At 62.2% G+C, this 22,268-nt stretch carries 16 protein-coding genes and 1 tRNA gene; 9 read left to right on the forward strand and 8 right to left on the reverse strand.

The genetic code is table 11. The annotated features are described in order from the left end of the window. Window positions 1-175: 175 nt before the first annotated feature. The 5 genes from R2R70_RS11170 to R2R70_RS11190 form a co-directional block, all read right to left on the reverse strand. Window positions 176-2,893, reverse strand: coding sequence for a GNAT family N-acetyltransferase (locus tag R2R70_RS11170; RefSeq protein WP_410978014.1), 2,718 nt, complete (start codon window positions 2,891-2,893; stop codon window positions 176-178). After that, on the reverse strand, window positions 2,890-4,491 hold the full coding sequence (locus tag R2R70_RS11175) for a lysine N(6)-hydroxylase/L-ornithine N(5)-oxygenase family protein (RefSeq protein ID WP_410978015.1): 1,602 nt from the start codon (window positions 4,489-4,491) through the stop codon (window positions 2,890-2,892). The genes R2R70_RS11170 and R2R70_RS11175 overlap by 4 nt, the downstream gene beginning before the upstream one ends. Continuing rightward, on the reverse strand, window positions 4,484-6,118 hold the full coding sequence (locus R2R70_RS11180) for a pyridoxal phosphate-dependent decarboxylase family protein (RefSeq protein ID WP_410978016.1): 1,635 nt from the start codon (window positions 6,116-6,118) through the stop codon (window positions 4,484-4,486). Before R2R70_RS11180 ends, R2R70_RS11175 begins: the two co-directional genes overlap by 8 nt. A 451-nt stretch (window positions 6,119-6,569) precedes the next feature. Continuing rightward, entirely contained in the window at window positions 6,570-8,756 is a 2,187-nt protein-coding gene (locus R2R70_RS11185) for a TonB-dependent siderophore receptor (protein WP_410978017.1), read from the reverse strand. 309 nt (window positions 8,757-9,065) lie between these two features. Next, a complete protein-coding gene (locus R2R70_RS11190) occupies window positions 9,066-9,770 on the reverse strand; it encodes a hypothetical protein (protein WP_410978018.1) in 705 nt (234 codons plus the stop codon). Window positions 9,771-10,021: 251 nt separating this feature from the next. Here R2R70_RS11190 and R2R70_RS11195 point away from each other — a divergent pair. Further along, window positions 10,022-10,098: transfer RNA gene (locus tag R2R70_RS11195), tRNA-Ile, on the forward strand. Between the two features lie 261 nt (window positions 10,099-10,359). Here the strand turns inward: R2R70_RS11195 and R2R70_RS11200 are convergent. Next, the gene (locus R2R70_RS11200; RefSeq protein WP_248380010.1) at window positions 10,360-10,917 is read right to left on the reverse strand and encodes a PRC-barrel domain-containing protein; all 558 of its coding nucleotides are present in this window, start codon (window positions 10,915-10,917) and stop codon (window positions 10,360-10,362) included. Between the two features lie 668 nt (window positions 10,918-11,585). Here R2R70_RS11200 and R2R70_RS11205 point away from each other — a divergent pair. The 3 genes from R2R70_RS11205 (at window position 11,586) to R2R70_RS11215 (ending at window position 13,421) form a co-directional block, all read left to right on the forward strand. Beyond that, window positions 11,586-11,999 (forward strand): hypothetical protein, encoded by a 414-nt coding sequence (locus R2R70_RS11205; RefSeq protein ID WP_410978019.1) that lies wholly within the window; start codon window positions 11,586-11,588, stop codon window positions 11,997-11,999. Window positions 12,000-12,642: 643 nt separating this feature from the next. Then, the gene (locus R2R70_RS11210) at window positions 12,643-12,957 is read left to right on the forward strand and encodes a hypothetical protein (protein WP_215823817.1); all 315 of its coding nucleotides are present in this window, start codon (window positions 12,643-12,645) and stop codon (window positions 12,955-12,957) included. A gap of 236 nt (window positions 12,958-13,193) precedes the next feature. Further along, window positions 13,194-13,421 carry a hypothetical protein gene (locus R2R70_RS11215; protein ID WP_054555349.1) on the forward strand — a complete coding sequence of 76 codons (228 nt, stop codon included), beginning with the start codon at window positions 13,194-13,196 and terminating at the stop codon, window positions 13,419-13,421. A 147-nt stretch (window positions 13,422-13,568) separates the two neighbouring features. Here R2R70_RS11215 and R2R70_RS11220 read toward each other — a convergent pair whose 3' ends face one another. Then, window positions 13,569-15,182, reverse strand: a complete 1,614-nt coding sequence (locus R2R70_RS11220) for a peptidoglycan DD-metalloendopeptidase family protein (RefSeq protein WP_410978020.1) — start codon at window positions 15,180-15,182, stop codon at window positions 13,569-13,571. 509 nt (window positions 15,183-15,691) lie between these two features. On the opposite strand from R2R70_RS11220, the gene R2R70_RS11225 reads away from it, so the two are divergent. Beyond that, window positions 15,692-16,597 carry a LysR family transcriptional regulator gene (locus tag R2R70_RS11225; RefSeq protein ID WP_410978021.1) on the forward strand — a complete coding sequence of 302 codons (906 nt, stop codon included), beginning with the start codon at window positions 15,692-15,694 and terminating at the stop codon, window positions 16,595-16,597. A gap of 149 nt (window positions 16,598-16,746) precedes the next feature. Further along, window positions 16,747-17,757, forward strand: coding sequence for a glutathione S-transferase family protein (locus R2R70_RS11230; RefSeq protein ID WP_107335537.1), 1,011 nt, complete (start codon window positions 16,747-16,749; stop codon window positions 17,755-17,757). A gap of 71 nt (window positions 17,758-17,828) precedes the next feature. Here R2R70_RS11230 and R2R70_RS11235 read toward each other — a convergent pair whose 3' ends face one another. After that, a complete protein-coding gene (locus R2R70_RS11235) occupies window positions 17,829-18,350 on the reverse strand; it encodes a YaiI/YqxD family protein (RefSeq protein ID WP_082388208.1) in 522 nt (173 codons plus the stop codon). A 591-nt stretch (window positions 18,351-18,941) separates the two neighbouring features. Here R2R70_RS11235 and R2R70_RS11240 point away from each other — a divergent pair. From R2R70_RS11240 to R2R70_RS11250, 3 genes are all read left to right on the forward strand, one after another. Beyond that, the gene (locus R2R70_RS11240; protein ID WP_043333127.1) at window positions 18,942-20,648 is read left to right on the forward strand and encodes a DEAD/DEAH box helicase; all 1,707 of its coding nucleotides are present in this window, start codon (window positions 18,942-18,944) and stop codon (window positions 20,646-20,648) included. A 205-nt stretch (window positions 20,649-20,853) separates the two neighbouring features. Next, window positions 20,854-21,426 carry a hypothetical protein gene (locus tag R2R70_RS11245; RefSeq protein ID WP_410978022.1) on the forward strand — a complete coding sequence of 191 codons (573 nt, stop codon included), beginning with the start codon at window positions 20,854-20,856 and terminating at the stop codon, window positions 21,424-21,426. Between the two features lie 53 nt (window positions 21,427-21,479). Beyond that, window positions 21,480-22,235: an endonuclease V gene (locus tag R2R70_RS11250; protein ID WP_107335534.1), complete on the forward strand. Its 756-nt coding sequence runs from the start codon at window positions 21,480-21,482 to the stop codon at window positions 22,233-22,235. The last annotated feature ends 33 nt before the right edge of the window (window positions 22,236-22,268 follow it).

The following is a 22,268-nucleotide window of genomic DNA, read 5'->3' on the forward strand; positions in this document are numbered from 1 at the left end:
ATGGTATTGTTGTTACGAATCATTATCAATGATTGAGTGTCAGACACGCCAAGGACCGCCCCCGAATGTCTCGAGGGCGGCCTTGGGCGTATGCGTGAGAGGCTGGCGTCTCGCCTGCCTCTCATCCCGGTGAAGCTGCCCCTGGGTCCGTGACGGCGAGGGACAGCTTCACCGCCTAGCGGCGGGCGAAGGCCGCGATGGGGTTATCCAGCTCGCCCTTGAGCTGCAGGGCGCCGGACGGATCGGTGAGATCGACCATCTGCTGGTTGTTGCGCAGCTGCAGGCGGTTGAGGCACGACAGCGTGAAGCGCGGCGCGAACAGGTCATGACGCGCGAACTTGTCGGCCATCTCCGGGTGGGCATCCTGATAGTCATGGATGCAGGCCGCGACGCGAGACCAGAAGGCCTCCTCCGTCATCACCTGCTCGCGCACCAGCAGCGGTACCGCGAAGCGGAAGATGCAGTCGAAGACATCGGTGAGCAGCGACAGGATGCGGATCGGTTCCGGCACCTCGACCACCAGACGCTCGACCCCTGCCGGCAGTTCGAGTGCACGGGTCTCCTCGGTGGCGAACAGCGCCGCTTCCTCGGCGATGTCCTTCATCAGCGCACCGCACGGCACGCCATCGCGCAGACGCATGATCAGGTTCTCGCCGTGCGGCATGAACACCAGGTCGTGCTTGAAGTAGCAGTGCAGCAGCGGCGTCATGTAAGCCGTCAGCCACTTGTCGATCCACGCTTCGGCGCCGATGCCGGAGCGCTCGATCAGCGCCGGCAGCAAGGCCTTCTCATCGTTGTCGACATGCAGCAGCGCGGCCATGGTCATCAGGCGCTCGCCCTCGTCCTTGACGTCTTCCGGGCTCTCGCGCCACAGGCTGGCCAGCATCTTGCGATAGCCGACGGCCGCCGGGTCCGCGTCTTCCAGCACATCATCGCGATAACCGATGGCCGCGACTTCACGCAGCAGGCGGAAGCCCCACTTCTCGAAGGATGGGTCCGAATCGATCAGGCCCTGCAGCCACTGATTGATGACCGGAGTGGCACGCATGTAATAGGGCGACAGGCCGCGCATGAAGCCCATGTTGAGGATCGACAGCGCCACCTTCACATAGCGACGGTTCGGCTGATTGCGGTTGTAGAGCGTGCGGATCGACTGCTGGGCCTGATAGCGGTCCTCCCCCAGGCCGAGACAGACGATGTGCTGGCTGGCGATCTCGGCGGCGAAGGTGATCGCCAGCTTGTGGCTCCACTGCCACGGGTGCACCGGCATCATCAGGTAGTCGGCGGGCGCAAGGCCCTTCTCGGTCAACTGCCGTTCCAGGCGTGCCAGCTCGGCTTCACCCAGCTCTTCCTCGAGCAGACGGCGCGGATCGAGACCATCCACGGCCGAGTAATGGGCGTTGTCGCGATGCACGGCGATCCACACCAGCGAGAACTGCTGCGCGGCTTCCGGCGCGTAGGCGCGATAGTCCAGCGCATCGAAGCCCATGCGGCCATTGTTGGCGACGAAGCACGGATGGCCTTCGCTCATCGCTGATTCCAGGGTCTGGAAGGAGGCACCTGCCAGCACGCGGGCGGACTGATTCTCGCGCATGGCGCGCTGCATCTTCCAGGCGCTGGAGGCGAGCGTGGCGCTGACTTCCTCGAGATAGACCGGCAGCAGACGCGGCGGAATCTCCAGCACGTCATTGAGTTCCAGAATCAGCTCACGCGCGTCCAGCGGCAGGGCGTTGCCGTCGGCATCCAGACGCTGGAGGGAGGCGGCATCGATCAGCCAGTGATCGAGCTGGAAGCGGCGCGCCACGAAGCGATATTCCACCGCGCGGCGGCTGACCGGCGGCGTGTCGCTGACCTGCGCCGCCAGCGGCAGGCGGAAGTGATGCCAGTTGTCATGGCTCTGGCAGGCGGTGCGGGTGCCGCAGTCATCGGCGCATTGCGGGTGGATCAGACGCTCATGGCTGAACTCGGCCAGCGCCTTGCGCACCAGCAGGCGATTGGCCTGCTGCCAGTCCGGGCCGGTGAGATGCTGGCTGGCCGCGGCCGGGTTGGCGGTCACGCCGTTGTCCAGACGCGGGCTGCGGCTGGCCAGGGCGGCGCGGAAGTCCTGCGGGGTGCAGAAGCACAGCCGGGCCGGCTTGCCGTCGAGATCCAGCGGGCCATGATCGACGAAGCCCACCGCGGCATTCAGCGGATGAATGGCGCGATTGCGGCTGTCCGGCTCCACCACCACACGGGTCACGGGACGGACTGCATCTTCCCCTTCATCGGCATGCTCATCGCGGAACTGGCCGGCGAAGATCATCGCCATGATCGATTCGATCACCGCCCGCGAGAAGCCGCTGATGGGGGCCTGGTCCTCGCTGCGCGGCGCGACGAGGAAGTGCATGCCGAAGTCGCCGGGCTGCACACTGTAATGCTTGCCGAGCGGGTCGTGCGCCGGGTCATAGAGCTCGACCAGAAAGGCCGGCTGGTCGTTGTAGAAACCGACCCAGCCCTGGGCGTGCTGGCTGTCTTCCAGGCCTTGGTAGAAGTCGTACTTGGTGGTGATGAGGTCATCACTCATGCCCCAGAAGCTGGCGCGATCACCGCTGGTCCACTCATCCACCATCGCCATGTCGGCGGCAAGGTCGAGTGGGCGCAGCGCGAATTCGGCTCGCTCGCTCGTGCTGTCGTCCTGCGGCTTGCGCAGGCGTGCCTGGGTTTGCTCCAGCTCCACCGCGCGGCGGGTGAAGCGCGTTCCCGGTGCCGGGCTGAGCAGATTGATCGTTGCCGGCGCCGCGAGTGAGGTCGTCCCGAACAGCTGCTGTGACGGGGTCGCTGCACTGTGAGAACTTGCCGCGCTGCTGGACTGTTCGGCGCTTGCGGCGCTGGTGATGTCGACTGGCATGTTCATGCGGTGGTCTCCCGGTGTTGCGGTGCAGCGGTGTGAGTCGTGTCGGCCTGGGTGTCAGAGACGGTGCCGGCAGAGGAGCTGTCGGTAGAGGCGGTGCCGGCAGAGGATGGGCCGGTAGAAGAGGTGCCGGCGTGAATATCCGTCTCGCCGTAGGGCAGGTGTGCGGCGGCCAGCGGTGTGAAGCCATTGCCACAGCCCTTTTCGGAGCCGGGCGCGCCGAAGCTCTGGAAGGCGATGCGGCGCTCGATGGTATAGACCTCACGACCGGTGATGGCGCGCAGGATGCAGCTGTTGCGATAGCAGGCCATGCCCAGGTCCGGTGCGGCCAGCGAGTGGGTATGCAGCTCGGCATTCTGGACGAAGATCTCGCCGGCGAACGGTGATTGATCGCCCTCGTTGCCGTCAGCGTCTGCGGTGCTTTGCGTGTCGACGGCGTAGAAGCGACCGACGGCGTAGCGGCCTTCCTCGTCACGACGAATGCGCGATTCGATGCTGCGCAGGAAGGGCGGCGCCACGTAGTGATAGCCCGTGGCCAGCACCACGGCGCTGGTGTCATGACGCCAGGCCTGCTGCTGTTCGCGCTGATAGAGCCCCAGCGTGAAGTCGCCGTCAGTCTCTTGCTTGTTCAGCGAGGTCAGTTCGGTATTGGTCATCAGGGTGGTGGGCACCACGCCTTGCAGCTGCTTGGCGTAGAGGGTGTCGTAGATCTCGTCGATCAGCTCGAGATTGATGCCCTTGTAGAGGCCCTTCTGGGTCGCCAGCAGGGTGTTGCGCTGCTCACGCGGCAGGGCGTGGAAGTAATCGATGTAATCCGGCGAGGTCATCTCCAGCGTCAGCTTGCCGTATTCCAGCGGGAAGAAGCGCGGCGAGCGCGTGATCCAGTTGAGCTGGTAGCTATGCTGGTCGATCTCGCGCAGCAGGTCGAGATAGATCTCGGCGGCGCTCTGGCCGGAACCGATGATGGTGATGGCCGGCTGGGAGGTCAGCTCCTCCTTGCGCGCCAGATAGTGGGCGTTGTGGCACACGCGGCTGCCCGCGACCGGTACCGCGTCACGCACGGCGTCGGCGGCTTTCGGCAGGTAGGGCTGGGTGCCGGTGCCCAGTACCAGCTTACGTGCGCGATAGGCGAAGGCTTCGCCGGTGCTGGGGCGAGTGCCGCGCACGACATAGATGTCGCCGACATGCTGGATGTCCTGGACGTCGTGATCGAAGCGCAGGCAGCTCAGCTCGCGCGCCGCCCACTGGCAGTACTGGTTGTACTCACGACGCAGCAGGAAGAAGTCTTCGCGGATGTAGAAGTTGTAGAGCTTGTCATGCAGCTTCAGATAGTTGAGGAAGCTGAAGTGGCTGGTCGGGTCAGCCAGCGAGACCATGTCCGCCATGAAGGGCGTCTGCATGCTGGCATCTTCCAGCAGCATGCCCGGGTGCCAGTCGAACGCGGCCTTGCGCTCGAGGAAGACGCCCTGGACGTCTTCCAGCGGCTCGCTCAGACAGGCAAGGCTGAGGTTGAAGGGGCCGATGCCGATGGCAACGAAATCCAGCACATCATCGCGCGCTTCCAGAGTGTCTGTGACGTGAGGGTTCGAGGTGTCATGCATGACGGCTTTCCTTGGCTTCTGTGGTGTGGCTGCGACGGCTGGCGGCCGGAATGTCGGCCAGTGGTGCGCCATGGTTCGGTTGGGCGGTAGTGCTGACGGCCAGATGATGCGCCTTGACCAGCGCCTGGCCGTGCTGACGGATCAACTCGACCACGGCGGCCAGGTCTTCCTGGCGCGTTTCCGGGTTCAGGAGGGTGAACTTCAGGTACTGACGGCCCGAGACCTTGGTGGCGGCAACGATGGCTTCACCGCTGCGTGACAGGCGCTTGCGGATCTCGCGGTTCAAGGCGTCCCACTGCTCGGCGCTGAGGGTCTCTTCACTGGCGTCATGGAAGCGGAACACCAGGGTGCTGAGCTCCGGGGCCTGGACGACATCGATGTCCGGCGCCGCCTCGAGCAGTTGGTAGCCCTCGCGGGTGAGGTCGATCACGCAATCGAGCATGTCGCCGAGGGCATCGGCGCCCATCAGGCGCAGTGTCATCCACAGTTTCAGGGCGTCGAAACGGCGCGTGGTCTGCAGACTCTTGTTGACCTGATCCGGCGTGCCTTCGCGGGCCTGAAGCTCCGGGTTGAGGTAGTCGGCGTGATAGGTGACGTGGCGCAGCTGGGTGCGATCACGTACCACACAGGCACTGCAGCTGACCGGCTGGAAGAAGGTCTTGTGGTAATCGATGGTGACGGAGTCCGCCATCTCGGTGCCCTTGAGCCAGTGACCGTGACGACGCGAGGTGATCAGACCGCCGCCATAGGCGCCATCGACATGGAACCAGATACCACGGGCGTGACACTCACGGCCGATGGCCTGCAGCGGGTCGATGCTGCCGAAGTCGGTGGTACCGGCGGTGGCGACGACGGCCATCGGGATCAGGCCTTCGGCGCGGGCGTTGTCGAGGGCGTCACGCAGGGCCACGGGGTCCATGCGGCGGCGCTCATCCACGGCGACCGGGATGACGGCATTGTGGCCGAGGCCGAGCAGGGCACAGGCCTTCTGCAGACTGAAATGGCTGATGCCGGAGGCGAAGACGCGCAGGCGTCCGGCTTCCGGCGGCAGGCCGTGGGTCTGGTTACCGGGGTGGTTGGGCAGCTTCTCGCAGACCGCATCACGCGCCAGCAGCAGCGCCATCAGGTTGGATTGGGTGCCGCCGCTGGTGAAGATGCCATCGGCGGTCGGGCCCAGCCCCAGCCGCTCGGTGGTCCAGTCGATCAGGCGCTGCTCGATCAGGGTGCCGCCGGCGCTCTGGTCCCAGGTGTCGAGTGAGGAATTGATCGCGCCCAGCAGGCTCTCGGCCCATACACCGGGCAGCACGACCGGGCAGTTGAGGTGCGCGATGTAGCGGGGATGATGGAAGTAGACGGCATCCTTCAGGTAGAGCGACTTGAGCTCCTCCAGACCGGCTTCGAGGTTCTCGAGGGGCGTCTCGAGATCGAGGTCGGCAAAGGCCGGACGCAGGGCCTCCGGGGTGATGCCACTGAACGGCTTTTGAACACTGTCGAGCTGTTCGGCCACCAGCTGGCTGATGCGGTCCATGCCTGCCTGCCAGGCATCCATGTTGGCAGGCGAGAACAAGGCGGCGCGCGGCGAGCTGGACAGTGAGCGCGCACAGGCGTCGGTCTGGGCGTCAGACACGGAGGATCCTGCGGCAGCGCCGTAGGTGGCGGCGGAATCTTGAAGGCTGTGCATTACATAACCTTATGCGAATGTTCGCAGATAAAGACTTGGAAGAGACTCGCAGCCAGCTGGGACAGATGGCTCAGGTGCGAGGACCAGTCAGGACATTCATCAAGTGCCGCGTTTGCGGTCGTTGTTGTTGGTGAAGCTGTTGGTGAAGCTATGGGTCAAGCCATTGGCAAAGCGGTCGGCGTGGTCAGTCACGTCTGCCGTGGGCATCGGCAGAGTGAGTCGTCACCGAGCGCCCTGTGTCGGGCAAATCCGGTGGCCGGCATCCCCGGTGCCATGTGCTGGGCACGCCAGGGCTATCAGACGATGAGTGGTTCAGGGCGATGGTGCCGGCGACATCCTTGCCGCCGGCGGGTCGTGCGGGTCGATTCAGAATCGACGGACTGCGGAGTTTTCGAAATCAGAAATCATAGGTCAGTGTCGCGGTCATGCTGCGCTCGGCACCGTAGTAGCAGAAGCTGGTGTTGTAGCAGGACGCGATGTATTCCTTGTCGAACAGGTTGCTGACGTTGAGCTGCACGCTGGTGCCGCTCCAGCCGATCTGGCTCAGGTCGTAGCCGACCAGGGCATCGACCAGTGCGTAGCTCGGCACCTTCTCGGTGTTCTCGGAATCCGCCCACATGTCGGCGTAGTAGCGCACGCCGAGGCCGGCATTCAGCCCCGTGAGCGGGCCTTCATTGAAGGCGTAGTCACCCCAGATGCTGACCTGGTGCTTGGGCACCTGGTTGGCATCGTTGCCTTCGGTGCCATCTTCCGCCTTGGCATAGGTCACGTCGGTGTAGCTGTAACCGGCCTGTAGTGCGAAGTCGCGGGTCAGCTGGCTACGAGCCTCGAGCTCAACTCCCTGAGATTCGATTTCACCAGTACTTTCGTAAAAATCATTAAGAGGGTCTTTTGAAACAACATTCTCTTGATTTATACGGAATAGTGAAATGCTGTAGTGGTCACGCGTACCGTTGGGTTGGTACTTCAAGCCAACTTCAGTTTGCTTACCAGTGCTTGGATCCAAAAGATCGCCATCTTCACCTACATAAGAATTAGGAGTAAATGAAGTAGAGTAGCTAATGTAAGGTGAAATACCGTTATCGAAACCGTAGATCAGACCGATACGCCCGGTAATTTCACTATCATCTAGGGAGTCGTCTATCTCTGAGTAGTAATTGTTTACCTGGCCATCTTGCTTGTATTCATTGTAATCATTGTAGCCTTCATTGTGTATGCTAACCCAATCCTTCCTTAGGCCTGCTGCTAAGTTCCAGTTTCCCCACCCGATTTGTTCATGCACATAGATGCCAGCCTGCTCGAGCTGTCTTTTTTCATCCGTGAATGAGTCATATTCATCATCATCATAATCTGAGCTGCTACCAGTATTTACATTGTAGTAATCGTAAGTCTCGCTATACCAGTTAACATTGTTTTCACGTCTTTGATAGTCAGCTCCAACCAGTAGTACGTGATCAAAATTTCCTGTCGTAAAGTGACTTTCAATCTGATTATCAACTGTCCACGCGTTAAGGCTTTCATCGGCAGCTGTATACCCACGAGAGAGTTCCGTTCCTGATACCCAGCCTGTCTGGTAAACAGTCTCGTAATCAACGTCTGAGCTCAGATAGCGAAATTTTTGCCGTGCAGTGACATTCTCATTGAAGCGGTGTTCGAAGTCATAGCCGAACATACGCTCGGTACGTTCGAATTTTTCAAAGTCTTCGTCGCCATCGAAGAAATTATTATCTAGCTTGGTGCCGTTGTAGTTGACCACCGTGCCTTCATAGGGCAGGCCGGAGTGGTAACCGCCTTCCGGGTCCTTCTGGAAGTAGCCCATCAGGGTGACGGTGGTGTCGTCGGTGACGTCCATGGTGATCTGCGGCGAGAAGGCGTAACGCTCTTCCTCGACGGAGTCGACCTGGGTGTCCTCGGCACTGGCGAGGCCGGTCAGGCGATAGGCGATGCGCTGCTCGTCATCCAGCGGGCCGGTGAGGTCGAAGGCCGCGCTGCGTTCGTTGTCATCGCCGACGGTGAAGCGGACCTGGCCGGAGTCCTGGAACTCGGGGCGCTTGGACTGCATCGCGACCAGACCACCCGGGGAGGAGCGACCGTAGAGGACGGAAGATGGCCCTTTCACCACCTCGATGCTGTCGAGGAAGTAGGGGTCGATGGTCATCGAGCTGTAGGAGCCCGAGTCGCCCATCAGCTTCAGGCCATCCAGAAAGGTGTTGCTGACACTGCCATCGGAGAAGCCACGCAGCACCAGATAGTCATAGCGGTTGGAGGCACCGATCTGGTTGGTGAAGACGCCCGGCGTGTAGTCCGCGGCACGCTGGACTGTCTCGGCTGCGCGCTTGTCGATATCGTCGCGCGTGATGGTGGAGACGGCCTGTGGGGTTTCCAGATAGCCGGTGTCGGTCTTGGTAGCCGCTGTGGTGGTCACCGTCATGGTGTCGAGGGTCTCGTCCTGAGACTCACGGTGGTCGGCCGCCATGGCCTGACCGGCGAAGGGCAGGCCAAGGCCAATCGCCAGTGCCAGAGGGTGCCTGGGCAGGGTCATCAGCAGGGAGCGAGTGGCTTTATGTGCGGCGGAGTCTTTCATGAGCGCGGTGTTCCATCCGGAATGATTTATATAGGAATGATTCTTGTTCGTCGTTCTCTCCTGTGGGTAGACGTTCAGGTGACAGCTTTCTGAACCATGAATGAGAATTATTTTTATCATTCTCTTATGTCGTGGTGTCATGAGGGCTGACCATCGCCGTCATGCGCGCTCTCGCTGGCTGGCGCAGGCTTCATCCTCGGCTGCTACCGACACAAAAAAACCGCCCCATGGGGCGGTTCTGATGACGCGATGAACGTGCTCGCGACGGGATCGCCGCGCTCGCCTGGCGGCGTCGCGCTGCGCTGAAGGTTACTGGTCGACCATCTCGCCCTGCAGCGTGACGGGAATGTCGCCTACCAGCTTGCCGTAGCCCAGCAGGTTGAGCAGGGTGCTGCCGACCTGATTCCTGGCGACTTCTGCACTGTCCAGTGAGATGGGGTCGGCGTTGATGAAGGTCAGGTGGGTGGCATCCTGACGGGTGACCTCCAGCGGCAGGGTCTCGCTGTGGGTGCGGTTGCCATCGGTGGCCGAGAAGGGCACCTGCATGCGCGTCGTCTGACCGGGTTCCAGCGCCGCGATGGCCAGCGGGTCAAGATTCAGGGTCAGCGTGGCCAGGCGCATCTGACTGACGCCGGACAGCCACGGCGGCAGCTCGCCGACCTTGTCGAGCAGATCGGTCTGGCCGACGCTCAAGGGAATGCTCATCTTGCCGTCATCTCCCACGGTGCCGCTCAGGCCATTGAGGTGATGCACGTGCTCCACATTGCCCTGGCTGCCCTGCGCGGTCAGCGTCGCGGTGGCGCCGCTGCTGTCGGGCACCAGCTGCCAGGCGGCCTGTGTCGGCAGGCTGACACCGATGCCACTCATGGCGAAGGCCAGTGCCGCGGCCTTGATCGGGGCGCCGAAGCGGCTTTTGGCGGCTGTGGCGGTGAGGCGGCTGGCGGGTTTGCCGGTCGAGCGACGCGCAAGCGTGCGACTCAGGGCGCGGGTCCAGCGAGAGAAAGGCAATGACATGTCATGACTCCTGATGGCCAGGGGCTTGATCGGGCGAGGCCCGCCATGAGCGCCTGGAAAAGATTCGATACTGCAGATGGGACATTGGACAGGCGGCGGCTCCAAGGGTTCGCGACACTCGTCGCAGCCGCAGGCTGACGGGGATGACCAGCGCACATCTCGCGTCGCAGCCGGGAGGGGAGAATCGCTATGTTGTTGAGTTTTCGGGCTTTCCCGAGGCTCATGCTTTCGCTATCATATGCGCGCTGCATGGGCCCATAGCTCAGTTGGTTAGAGCACTCGACTCATAATCGATTGGTCGCAGGTTCAAGTCCTGCTGGGCCCACCATGCATGCCTTCCAGTGGGGTTACATTCAGCTGATGCTCAAAAGCTCCAGTGCCCCGACAAGTCGCCAATGGCGGCTTTTTTTGTGCCAGTCACTTCGGTCTCTCCTGCTGTTCTTTCTTTCCCTTCTGTCCCCACCAGTGCATCTTTGGCGTGATTTCTCGTGGTCCTGAACCACGAACGCCCCATGCCGTGGGGCATGAGGCGTTTTCCTCTGCATTGGCGCGGATCATCCGATTCGGGTGATCTCTTGCAGGGTCGCTATCACTGAGTCTCTTCCGCCATTTCCTGCTCAGTGTCATTGGCGGCACCGCTGATGGCGTTGCCGGCGGTGGTCAGCGCATTGGCGGTCGCCTGACGAGTGTCCTGCCAGGCACTGGCAGCGGTGTTCTTGGTTTCATCCCAGGCCGCTGCGGCGCTCTTGCGCGTGTCCTGCCACCAGTCGGTGGTGTAGTTCGGCTGCTGCTCGAACTCGCTCACATCCATGTCGAGGTGGATGCGGTATTCCAAGGCATCCAGATCATCGCCCTGTTCGGTCTCGAGGGTGAACTTGCCCGTTTCCACAACGTACTGGTTCTCGTCCAGCCCCATGGAGTCATCGCTTTCGACGACCAGAGCGGCGACCTGCATGTTGTCGTCGAGCAGGATGTCCTCGACTTCACCGATCACGTTGTTGTCATCGTTCTGCAGGTAGACATCGGCATCCATCAGCTCATCTGCGGAGTAGAGCCCCTGCGGACTGGCCATGGCCATGCTGGTAGTGGACAGCAGCGTGGTCGCGGTGATCGCACCCAGAATCTGTTTGCGGTTCATATTGCTCATGCCGTACTCCTTGCGTGTTGAATCGGTACTTCTGGTCCGGTCCCTCAAGCGCTTCCTTCTCGCTCGTGGCGCAAATGATTCGCCAGAACCATGACCCTACCCATTGAGATCCTGACGAGACCGACAAGTTTCAAGGGGGTGAAAGAAAAACTTGTACGAGAATTCCTCTGTCTGTCACATGCAAGGTGTAAAGGGGCAATGTCGTCGTGCCAAGAGAGTGAGCTTTCTGGTGCTCCGTACCTGTCGCGAACAGGCCGCCCGCAAGCGCTCTGGCAGCAGGGCCTGACGAAGGGTTCGAGTAGAGGGGGCGAGCAGGGAGGTTAGGTGCTGAAGGGTTGCATGGATATCAATGCTCACGCCGTTCAAGGCAAGAAGTCGAGACAAGGCACGTGGATATGCCGCAATCAGTGCGCGTTCAAGGCTTTTTCTGCTCGCTGATTGGCTGCCTGAAGAGTGAAGCAAGATGTTTTTGCACGTCAAAAGAGGCTTTTTTGTAGCGAAGTGTTACACGGCTCTGGCGGGGCGTTCTCGTGCCACAGCGGGCGCATGGGGAGAGGTAAACGCTTGATCAGCGCACACGAAAACGCCTGCCAATGCGTCTACATTAGCTATACAGATACGTTCTGATACGCGTTAAAACTTGTACACGGTTTTGGAAGTGTCTAACTTTGCAACTGTCGAAGCACGGCGGGGCAGGCAGGAGATCACCTGATACAACATTGATGGAGCCGCAGAGTCGCTTTTTCAATCCCTTGTCAGGTTGCCGCAAGTTTTCACATCGTCATGTCGCCCGCTCCACCGGTTTCGAGCACAAGGTTTTCATCATGGATCCAATGGAGGGCATCGAGATGAACACAGTACGCAAGGTTCCCATGGAGTGTTCACGCTGTGGCAGCAACCGGGTTCACCTCGAAGATTCCCCGGCAGATGATGACATCGTCAGTTGTGCAGAATGTGATGAGTTTCTGGGTGTCTGGTTCATGTTGCGTGATCGCCTTGAAGTCAGTGCCCGCAAGCGAGCTGCGATTGACCCGGCCCTGATGGCGCAGAAGGTGGTCCAGCAGCTGGACGCCCCGGCCTGAAGCAAGCGCCTGTAAGGTCCAGTGTTCGCCAGTGCGTGTGAGGGCGCACAAGAATTTTTACCTCAGTGCCAGTCGGATTTGCTGTTTCGCCCTGGTCGTGGGCTTGTTGCCCGGGGCAGCGAAACTGAATTTCTGGCACTGCAGGTGGAGTCGAGATTTCCGTGATACCGCTGACGACTGTTCAGCGTCCTGGTCGACCTGCGGCGAGCCGTGTTGCTTCCGCGATAGGTCCTGTTCTGCCTGAGAGTGTTTTCCCGGCCTTTGGCCGGGATTTTTTTGGCTTCAAGCCCATGAATGCCCGTCTGACGCCCGTCTGAAGAACGGTGCGGCGGACACCCCCTGATCTGGTATGCGTTTGATCTGCGTCATTCGCGAGGTGTTATCAGACTGTAAGATAGTGCTGTCAGACTCTTGCCGGTCGCGCTGCCATGAAGTGTGTTACGCGCTCTGCGCGATACCTTCCGCAGCCGTGAGCGCAGAGACTGACCAGCGATAAAATTGTGGCATCTAACCGAAAGTGCAATGGAGTCTGTCGCTATCTGTCTCCATCATGCGCACGCAAACCGAGCCACGTCTTGATGTTTTCTGTACTGAGAATCTGGTCATGACATCGTCATCTTTTGCGTCGAAAAGGAGTTCGCGCATGTTTACCCCATCAGTCCCGACCCGTAATGGCCCTCAGTGTCCCGAATGCAACGAAGCGCTGGATTGGCCTGCCCGTGATCTGCCGGATGATCACATCCTCAAGTGCCCGAACGGCCATGCGTTGTGTTCGATGGGCGATTTTCGCCTGGCGGCACGTGAGATGGCGCTGCAGGAAGAGTTCCGCCTGACGCGTGATGGCGCCAGGTCACACGGCCAGCACCGTGTGCCGGAGCGCCCCGTCGCGCGCATGTCCAACACCGCAAGCCACGCCACCAGCCATGAGTCGCTTGCCGGCAGCATCAGTGCCGCGTGATATCTGTCTGTTCGCGTCTGCTCCTCAAGCCCCGGCCACCGTGCCGGGGCTTTGCGTCTCAGCGTAGTGCCTGGCAGTGCCTGGGCGAGGTATCTCGGTGAGGTAGCTCGAGCCGAATGACAAGCGACTCCCCGCCAGCGGGGTTGCATGCCGTGTGAGTGGCCCCATGTCTTGGGGAGACGCCAATCGACCAGCCTCAAGGCGAGCGGCCCAGACACTGAACAGGAGAATGCTTCATGTCAGATCTTTCCGAGGAACTGCGTATTCCCAAGCCGTGCCCGGACTGTGGCAGCCAGCGAGTCCGCGTCTCGCAGGTCCACAATCCCGACGACAAGGTGTTCTGTGCATCCTGCGGTACCTACGTCTGTCTGTATGCCGATGTGGCCAAGATGCGAGAGGAAGGCGCGAGCAGCGAAGCGGAAGAGCTGCTGGAGCAGGCGTCCAACAAGGGCATGAAGAAGTGACCTGATCTCTGGCCGAGACACCGACAAAAGAAAAGGCCCCCCACCGTGAGGTGAGGGGCCTTTTCTTTTGTCGGGCACATTACATGTCAGGCGTATTTCATGTCAGGCGCAGGCCCTGTGCTTGCGGGCCCGCGCCTGGGTTCGCGTCTAGCTCTCGTCACCCTGGCTCGGGGTGGCGGCCTTGGCGATGGCGCCAGTGTTGTCGGCGGCTTCCAGCTTGGCCAGCATGTTCTCTGACTGACGCTTGAAGTTGGCGAGCGCCTTGCCGGACAGAGACTTGTTGTTCGGCAGCTGAACGCGCATGGCATCGACCTGGCGGTTGTTGACCATCACCTCATAGTGCAGGTGCGGGCCGGTGGAGCGGCCGGTGTTGCCTGACAGGGCGATCTTCTCACCCATGGTTACGCGCTCGCCTTTCTTGACCAGCGGGCGTGACAGGTGTAGATAACGGGTCTTGTAGCCGTTGTCCATGCGCAGCACCAGATAGCGACCGGCCAGCGGGTGATTGCCGACCAGCTCGACGACGCCATCTGCGGTGGAAAGCACCGGCGTGCCGATACGCACCGCGAAGTCAGTGCCCTTGTGCGGGCTGATGCGTCCGGTCACCGGATGGCGACGGCTGAGGTTGAACGGCGAGCTGATGCGCGCCTTGTGCGCCAGCGGATAGCGATTGAAGGCCGGGTCGAGGCCCTTGCCGTCGGGGGTGTAGTAGCGGCCGTCGCTGCTGTTGCGCACCACGGTCAGTGACTTGCGAGACCCTTCGTAGCGTGCGGCGAGGATGCGGGAATCCATGCTGGTGCCGTCGATCATGTCGGACTCGACCAGCACCTGGAACTTGTCACCCTTGCGCGTATCGCGACGGAAATCGATCTTCTTGCCCAGCACCTGGGTCAGCTGGCTGACTTCCGCGACGCCTAGGCCAGTGGCTTCCGCTGACAGGGAGAAGCTGCCACTGACCGTACCGGCGAACATGCGCTGAGTGGCCTGGGTTGCCTTCTCGATCTTGGCGACATTGAAGCTTTCACCGCCGGCCTCACGCTTGACCATGAAGCCGCGACGCGCATCCTTCATGATGCGCAACGCCAGCAGGTTGCCGTCTTCATCCAGCTTGTAATCGAAGTTGTCGCCGATGCGCCAATGGGTCAGCACGCGCTTGTCAGGCAGCGCCTTGAGGATGCGCGTGGTCTCGCTGTAGCCAAGGCCCAGCGAGCGCTCCGCCATCACGGCGAAGGTATCGCCGGCCTGCACGGTATAGGTCTGCCACTCGGGCACATAGACTTCCTCGGCCGCCAGCTCGGTCTGCAGCGTCGGGCTTTCGCCGAGCTCGACCGGGTCGACGGAGAGGTCGTCATAGGAGGTGCCGCCGGCCTGTTCGTCGGTCGCGGTGCCGATGACGGCTTCTGCGGTCTTCACTGCCGCCGGCGCCAGTGCCACGATCGGACCTGCCGTCTGGCTGTCGGGATGATAGTTGGCATCCGTCAGCAGCGTCGGCATGTCGAAATCGATGGCGACGATCTCGCTGGGCGTCAGTGCTGCCAGCGGAATGTCACCGGAGGCCGAGCTGGGCGCCGCCTGATTGGCGAGCTGCGCCGGGCTCAGGGGAGACTGAGTGTCGTCGGCGGCAGCAATCGCCAGCGGCAGCTTGGCCGGGGTGCTGGAATTTGCACTGGCCAGGTCGATGGCGATGGACTGTGAGGCCGTAGAGACATCAGGAGCATCGAATGTTTCGAGAAGCTTGTGAGCACCCAGCACGGTAACCATGGTGGCAACAGGTAAAAGAAGATACTTGTGCGCGCGAGGGAGCGAATGAAGGATTCGCAGCATATGTGACCGATAAAGTTATGTGAAATGAAAAGATGGCAACAATGAGGCATTCGAACCTTAACCAAGGTTCCCATCGTTCGATAGGCTGGACGCATGTCCAGTATGAGTAATTCAACCCTGTTTAGATCATTGACGGCGCAATTGGCGGTACCGGCAACATGAGGTCTGGCGAAAATAGCGCCATTTTTGCTTAGGAAACGCTGTTCAGGCAGTAAATCCTGCTTGGTGTTAAATTTTGTAAAGTTACGCAAAATAGCGTATTTGGCCTCCTGCATTTCAGAGGATGCCGTCCTGATGTCCGAGGATTGCGACCAGATGTCGGGAGTCTGACAGCACAGAATGCTCTTTTGCTCCCGTCGGGTTGCAGTATCAGGTGTCTGGTTTTTTGCGTCTGGCATGTCAGGATTGCCCCGTGCATTCCCGTACGCTCTGCAAGAGGAATCCTGATGTCGTCACGCGTGACACTGGCTCAGTGGCAGATGCTGGCCGCCGTGGTGGACCACGGCAGCTTCGCGCGCGCGGCGGCCGCGATCCACAAGAGCCCCTCGACCCTGAATCACGCCGTGCATCGCCTGGAGGCCTTGCTGGGCGTTCAGGTGCTGGAGCCGGTCGGGCGCAATGTCCGGCTGACCGAGGCGGGTGAATTGCTGCTGCGCCGGGCGCGTCAGCTGATCGAGAATGCGCGGGCACTCGAGGATGTGGCCGATGCGTTGTCGGCGGGCATGGAGAGCGAGATCGCCATCGCGGTGGATCAGCTGTTTCCGCCGGATGTGCTGGCACGGGCGCTGGAAGCCTTCTCGACGGCCTACCCTCAGGTGCGTGTCCAGCTGCACGAGACGACGCTGACCGGCGGGCGCGAGCTGTTCGAGGAGAAGGAAGCGGACCTGTTGATCAGCGGCCTGATGCTGGATGGCCATCTCGGCACCCCGTTGCTGCGTGAAACCTTCATCGCCGTGGCAGCGCCGGGGCACCCGCTGCATGCCCTCGGGCGGCCGCTGGATCTGCGTGATCTCGTGCAGCATCGCCAGCTGGTGGTGCGCGACAGCAGCCGTTCCAGCGGCATGGATGCCGGCTGGCTCAAGGCCGAGGCGCGCTGGACGGTGAGCCACCTGGCCACATCAGTCGATCTTGCCGAACGCGGACTGGGCTTCGCCTGGTTGCCCCGCACCCGCATGAGCGAGGCTCTGGCCCGGGGGCGGCTGCTGCCACTGCCGCTGGCCAATGGCGGCGAACGCGAAGTGTCACTGATGCTCTATCTGCCGGACGATGATCGCGCGGGCCCCGCCGTCCGGGCGATGAAGGCGCAGCTGCACGCTGCCGTCGAGCAGAAGGCAAGCGAGCGGCGTTCCTGAAAAGCGTGAGAGCTTGAGAAAAGCACAGAGATCGCACAACGTGATCGTTCGAGAAACTCGATCGTTGCCACGCAGTGAATTCGCTTGCGCTGTCGCGCTCGACTCTTAGGCTGGGGGCATCCCCTCAAGCCATATAAGGAGCGTGCAAGATGGGCTTACTGGTCGACGGCAAGTGGCAGGATCGCTGGTATGACACCGACAGCACCGGCGGTGAATTCAAGCGCGAGAGCGCGCGGCTCAGGGATTGGGTCGTGGCGCCCGATGCCCCGCTCGAAGGGCCGCAGGGACAAGCGGCCGTGCCCGCCAGCGCGGACCGCTTCCACCTCTACGTCTCGCTGGCCTGCCCCTGGGCGCACCGCGCGCTGATCATGCGCTCTCTCAAGGGGCTCAAGCCGCTGGTCGGCATGTCCTACACCAGCCCCTTGATGCTCGAACATGGCTGGAGCTATCTCGAGGAAGAAGGCTCCAGCGGTGACCCGATCAATGGCGTGCGCTATCACCATCAGCTTTACACCCTGACCGACCCGCACTACACCGGCCGTGTCACCGTGCCTGCGCTCTGGGACAAGCAGACCGGTCGCATCGTCAACAACGAGTCGGCGGAACTGGTGCGCATCTTCAATGACGCCTTCGATTCGCTGACCGGCAATGATCTGGACTTCTATCCTGAAGACCTGCGCGGCGAGATTGATGCCATCAATGCCGAGGTCTATGACAAGGTCAACAATGGCGTCTACAAGACCGGCTTCGCCACGCGGCAGGAGGTCTACGAGCGTCACTTCACGGCGCTGTTCGAGTGCCTGGATTCACTGGAGCACCGGCTGGCCGACTCGCGCTATCTCACCGGTGAATGGCTGACCGAAGCCGACATCCGCCTGTTCACCACCCTGATCCGCTTCGATGCCGTCTACTTCGGGCACTTCAAGTGCAATCAGCGCCGTATCGCCGACTATCCCAATCTCTCGCACTATCTGCGCGAGCTGTATCAGTGGCCGGGCATCGCCGAGACCTGCGATCTTGCGCATATCAAGACCCACTATTACGCCAGTCAGCAGACCATCAATCCCACCGCTATCGTGCCGCTCGGCCCGAGCCTGGCGCTCGACGCTCCCCATGACCGCGAGCGTCTGCCGGGCCAGGGCATTCGCCGTCACGCCTGAGGTCTTGAAGTGTGAGCTGATCGCGCCTGAGTTGATGGCGCCCGAGTTGATGGCGAGCAGCGGCGGTTGGATCAGGCGCGCGGTGTCGGGCGTCTGATCTTCGCCAGCCAGCGGTCCAGTGCATTGCCGAAGTCGCGTTGCTCGCGCTGGCCATAGGCGGACGGGCCGCCGGTGTGCTCGCCGCTGGAGCGCATGCTCTCCATGAAGTCGCGCATCTGCACCTTGGCGCGAATGTTGTTGCCATCCAGCGCCTCGCCGCGGGTCGTCATCACCAGCGCGCCTTTCTCGATTGCCTCCAGCGCCAGCGGCAGGTCGGAGGTGATCACCATGTCGCCGGGGTGGGCGCGCTCGACGATCAACTGATCGGCAGCATCGGCCCCTTGTGGGACCGACAGCGCCTTGACGTGCAGCGAGCGCGGCAGCGGCACCTGATGATTGGCGACGAACCAGGTGGGGGTCGCGGTGCGTTCCGCCGCGCGCACCAGGATGTCACGCGCGGCGCGCGGACAGGCATCGGCGTCGACCCACAGCGTGGTGACATGCTCGGCGGGATGTTGTGGGGAGGGGGCGTCATGGTCTTGCGCGTCAGTCATGCAGGCTCCTGTCAGGTGGCTGTTCAGCGAGTCGTGATGGCGGGGCGCATGCCTGCCCGAGGACGGGCGGCCTGCGACCAAGGTCAAAAGAAAGGATGCAGAATGCGTGAGAGGCTGCTAGAATGCCAGCTCCTCGCATGTAGTGACCCACCATCCTGAGTAGCCGAGCCCGACGTGATCGCCGTTTCTTGTGGCCATCAGCCGGTATTTCGCGCCTCCCGGACCGCGTGGCGTAGCTTGCCCCAGCCATCCGTGACCCCTCGATTCGATCGATGTCCGGCCGCCGCGATGCAAGACCCGTCCCTGTCCACAGTGTGCATGATGGAGCGCCCCGAGACTCTGAGTAGAAGAGCCTCTGGTTGCTGTACGGTCGCCGCAGCGTTGTGCCTGAAAGTGGAATTGCGTCCACCTTCAGAGCAACCCGGGCCCGTCCATGCCAAGACGTCCAGCACTCGTACGTTTTTTCTGATGATGCCAGCGCCTCGTGCCTGACTGCATCGCCAGACGGAGCCCTTACGCTTCGTGTCGGTTCAACCCGACCCATTCTTCAGCTGCAAGCCTTACTTGTAGCCATTTAGGTGTGAGATATACATGACCACGACTTCCGTCGTCGATCGCTTCAGCGATCTTGCCCTGCTGCCTGCCGTCCTGACCTCTCTCGAGAAGCTGGGCTACGAAACTCCGTCCCCGATCCAGGCTCAGACCATCCCGAGTCTGCTCGAAGGCCGTGACATGATCGGCCAGGCACAGACGGGTACCGGCAAGACCGCTGCCTTTGCACTCCCGCTGTTGACCCGTCTGGACCTCGACCGCCGTGAACCGCAGGTTCTCGTGCTGGCCCCGACCCGTGAGCTGGCCCAACAGGTCGCCGTCAACTTCACACGTTACGGTCAGTTCATGCGTGGCCTGGAAGTGGCCACTCTCTGCGGTGGTCAGGACTACCGCGAGCAGATGCGTAGCCTCAAGAGCGGCGCGCAGATCGTCGTCGGCACCCCGGGTCGTGTCATCGACCACCTGGACCGCAAGAGCCTGAACCTGAACGGCCTGAAAGCCCTCGTGCTGGATGAAGCCGATGAGATGCTGCGCATGGGCTTCATCGATGACGTCAAGCGCGTCGTCGCCGATACCCCGAAGGAAGCGCAGCGCGTCTTCTTCTCCGCGACGCTGCCGACCGAGATCGAGCGTATCGTCAACCGCTACCTGGTTGATCCGGTCAAGGTTGCCATCAAGTCCGAATCGCGTACCGCTTCCACCATCGAACAGATGATGGTGCGTGTCGAAGGCGGCGCCAAGCTGGAAGCGCTGTCCCGTCTGCTGGAAGTCGAGACCGTCGATGCGGCCATCGTCTTCGTGCGTACTCGTGCCGCCTGTACCACTGTCGTCGAACAGCTGATCGCTCGCGGTATCTCCGCGGCAGCGCTGTCCGGTGATCTGGACCAGTCCCTGCGCGAGCGCACCGTGACTCGCCTGAAGCGTGGCAAGGTCGACGTGCTGGTCGCGACCGACGTCGCCGCTCGTGGTCTGGACGTGGCGCGTATCACCCACGTCTTCAACTACGACCTGCCGGGTGACAGCGAATCCTTCGTCCACCGTACTGGCCGTACTGGCCGTGCCGGTCGTGAAGGTCGCGCCATCACCTTCGTCAGCGGTCGCGAAATGCGCAAGGTTCGCTGGATGGAGCAGGCCCTGGGCCAGCGCATCACCGAACGCCAGCTGCCGAGCGAAGAAGAGATCCGTGGCCACCGTGACGCCGCCTTCCGTGCTCGCGTCGTCGAAGCCCTGGGCAGCAGCTCCAACGGTCACCGCGCTCTGGTCCAGAGCCTGGTCGAAGAAGGTCACGATCCGGTCGAGCTGGCCGCTGTCTTCGTCAAGATGGCTCGCGCCGAAGAGACGCCGATCCAGTCTCTGCCGAAGCCGGGTGCGCGTCGCAACGAGCGTTCCGAGCGCGGTGAGCGCACCGAGCGTCCGGAACGCGGTGAGCGTCGCAACTCCGCGCCGGTCGCGCGTGAAGGCATGAAGCTCTACCGTGTGGCCGTCGGCCACCGTGACGGCGTCAAGCCGGGCCAGCTGGTTGGCGCTCTCGCCAACGAAGGCGGCATCGAAGGTTCACGCATCGGTCGCATCGACATCCGCAACACCCACAGTGTCGTGGAACTGCCGAGCGGTCTGCCGACCAGCATCGTGTCCAAGATGGCGCGTGCTCGCGTCGCTGGCCGTCCGCTGGAACTGGCAGAAGACGGTGCGGGCGCTCGTCCGCAGCGCCGTGAAGGTGGCAACGACGACCGTCGTCGCGCCTGATCAGGCCTGAGTCGGGCCGGCACTGATCGCAGTGCTGGCCACGGCTTCTGAAAAGACCGGTACCTCTCACGAGGTGCCGGTTTTTTTGTGCCTGGACGAAAGGCACCACCGGGGCTGGTATCCTGTGCTGGCGTAGCTCCACCGCTCATCATAGGTCCACCGCTCATCATAGCTCCACCGCTCATCATTTCCCGAGGATGCCCACATGATCTCTTCACTCGACGCCTTGCGCCGTGGCCTGCAGGCCACGCCTGCCCGCCAGCTGATGCTGTGCGCTCTGCTGGCGACACCCTGGCTGTCGCTCAGTGCGGCCCACGCCGAGTCCGGCATGCCCGCCAGCAGCGCCACGCCGGAGATTCGCGTCCCGCTGGTCTCGCTGGAGGCCCTGCGTCTGGCGCCGGTGGTCTCACCGCAGGGCGAGGCGCTGGGCAAGGTCGAGGATGTGCTCAGTGATACCCGTGGTCAGATCCATCGCCTGCTGATTCGCCCTGACGGCGGGGACAAGGCGGCCAGCATCGACTTCGCGCGCTTCACCCGTGAGGCGGTCAGTGACCCGCTGGCAGCCGCGGCGCCCGGCGACATCCGTTACCGCCTGGTGCTCGACATGACGCCGGAGCAGCTGACAGCCCGCGCGGACCAGCCGCTTTCCAATCGCCTGTCACGCCAGCTGGAGCGCAGCATGGGGGAGGTCGGCAACGGGCTGGACACCTTCCGCAATCAGGCGGCGGAGGTGCTGCGTTCACTGGGCAAGCAGCTTGAAGGTGAGGGCGATCGATAGCATCTGGTGGAGAGAGACCCGCAACCACCGAGAGGGAATGCATGAGTGAGTGGATGACAGCACTGCACGATTGGAATCTCGACCCTGCCGCCGCCGTTGCCAAGCAACGCGAAATGGCTACTCGACTGACGTTGACGCCGCCCTGGGGAGCAAGCCCCGGCGATTGGCCAGCGACCATCACCGGTGTCGATATCGGTTTCGAGGATGAGGGCGAGGTGACACGCGCGGCGGTGGTGACGCTGGATCTGGCGACGCTGGAGCCCCTCGAGCAGCAGCTGATCCGTCAGCCGACACGCATGCCGTATATTCCGGGCTTGCTGTCGTTTCGGGAGCTGCCCGCCGCCATCGCCGCCCTCGAGTCGCTGGAGCGTGCGCCCGAATGCCTGATGGTGGACGGCCATGGCATCGCGCACCCGCGCCGCCTGGGCGTGGCGGCGCATCTCGGCCTGTGGTGTGACCTGCCATCCTTCGGCGTGGCCAAGAAGCGTCTGTGCGGCAAGCATGGTGAACCGGGCGATGAGCGCGGCGACTGGGTCGCGCTGACGGATCGCGTGCGTGAAGTGGATGGCGAGCTCGGCATCATCGAGAATAGCGAGCTGCCCAAACGCGAACAGCGCAGCCAGCTGGGCGCCGTGCTGCGCTCACGCGCGAAGGTCAAGCCGGTGTTCGTCTCGCCGGGCCAGCGCATGAACCTGGATACGGCGCTGGCGATGACCCTGCACTGTCTGGGCAAGACCAAGCTGCCCGAGCCGACCCGACTGGCGGACCAGCTCGCCAGCCGGCGCCTCAAGCGGCTTCGCGATGCCTAGCTGCCTCAAGCGGCTACGCTGAACCTGGCTTCG

Source organism: Cobetia sp. SIMBA_158 (genome assembly GCF_046566945.1).
Lineage (GTDB): Bacteria > Pseudomonadota > Gammaproteobacteria > Pseudomonadales > Halomonadaceae > Cobetia > Cobetia amphilecti.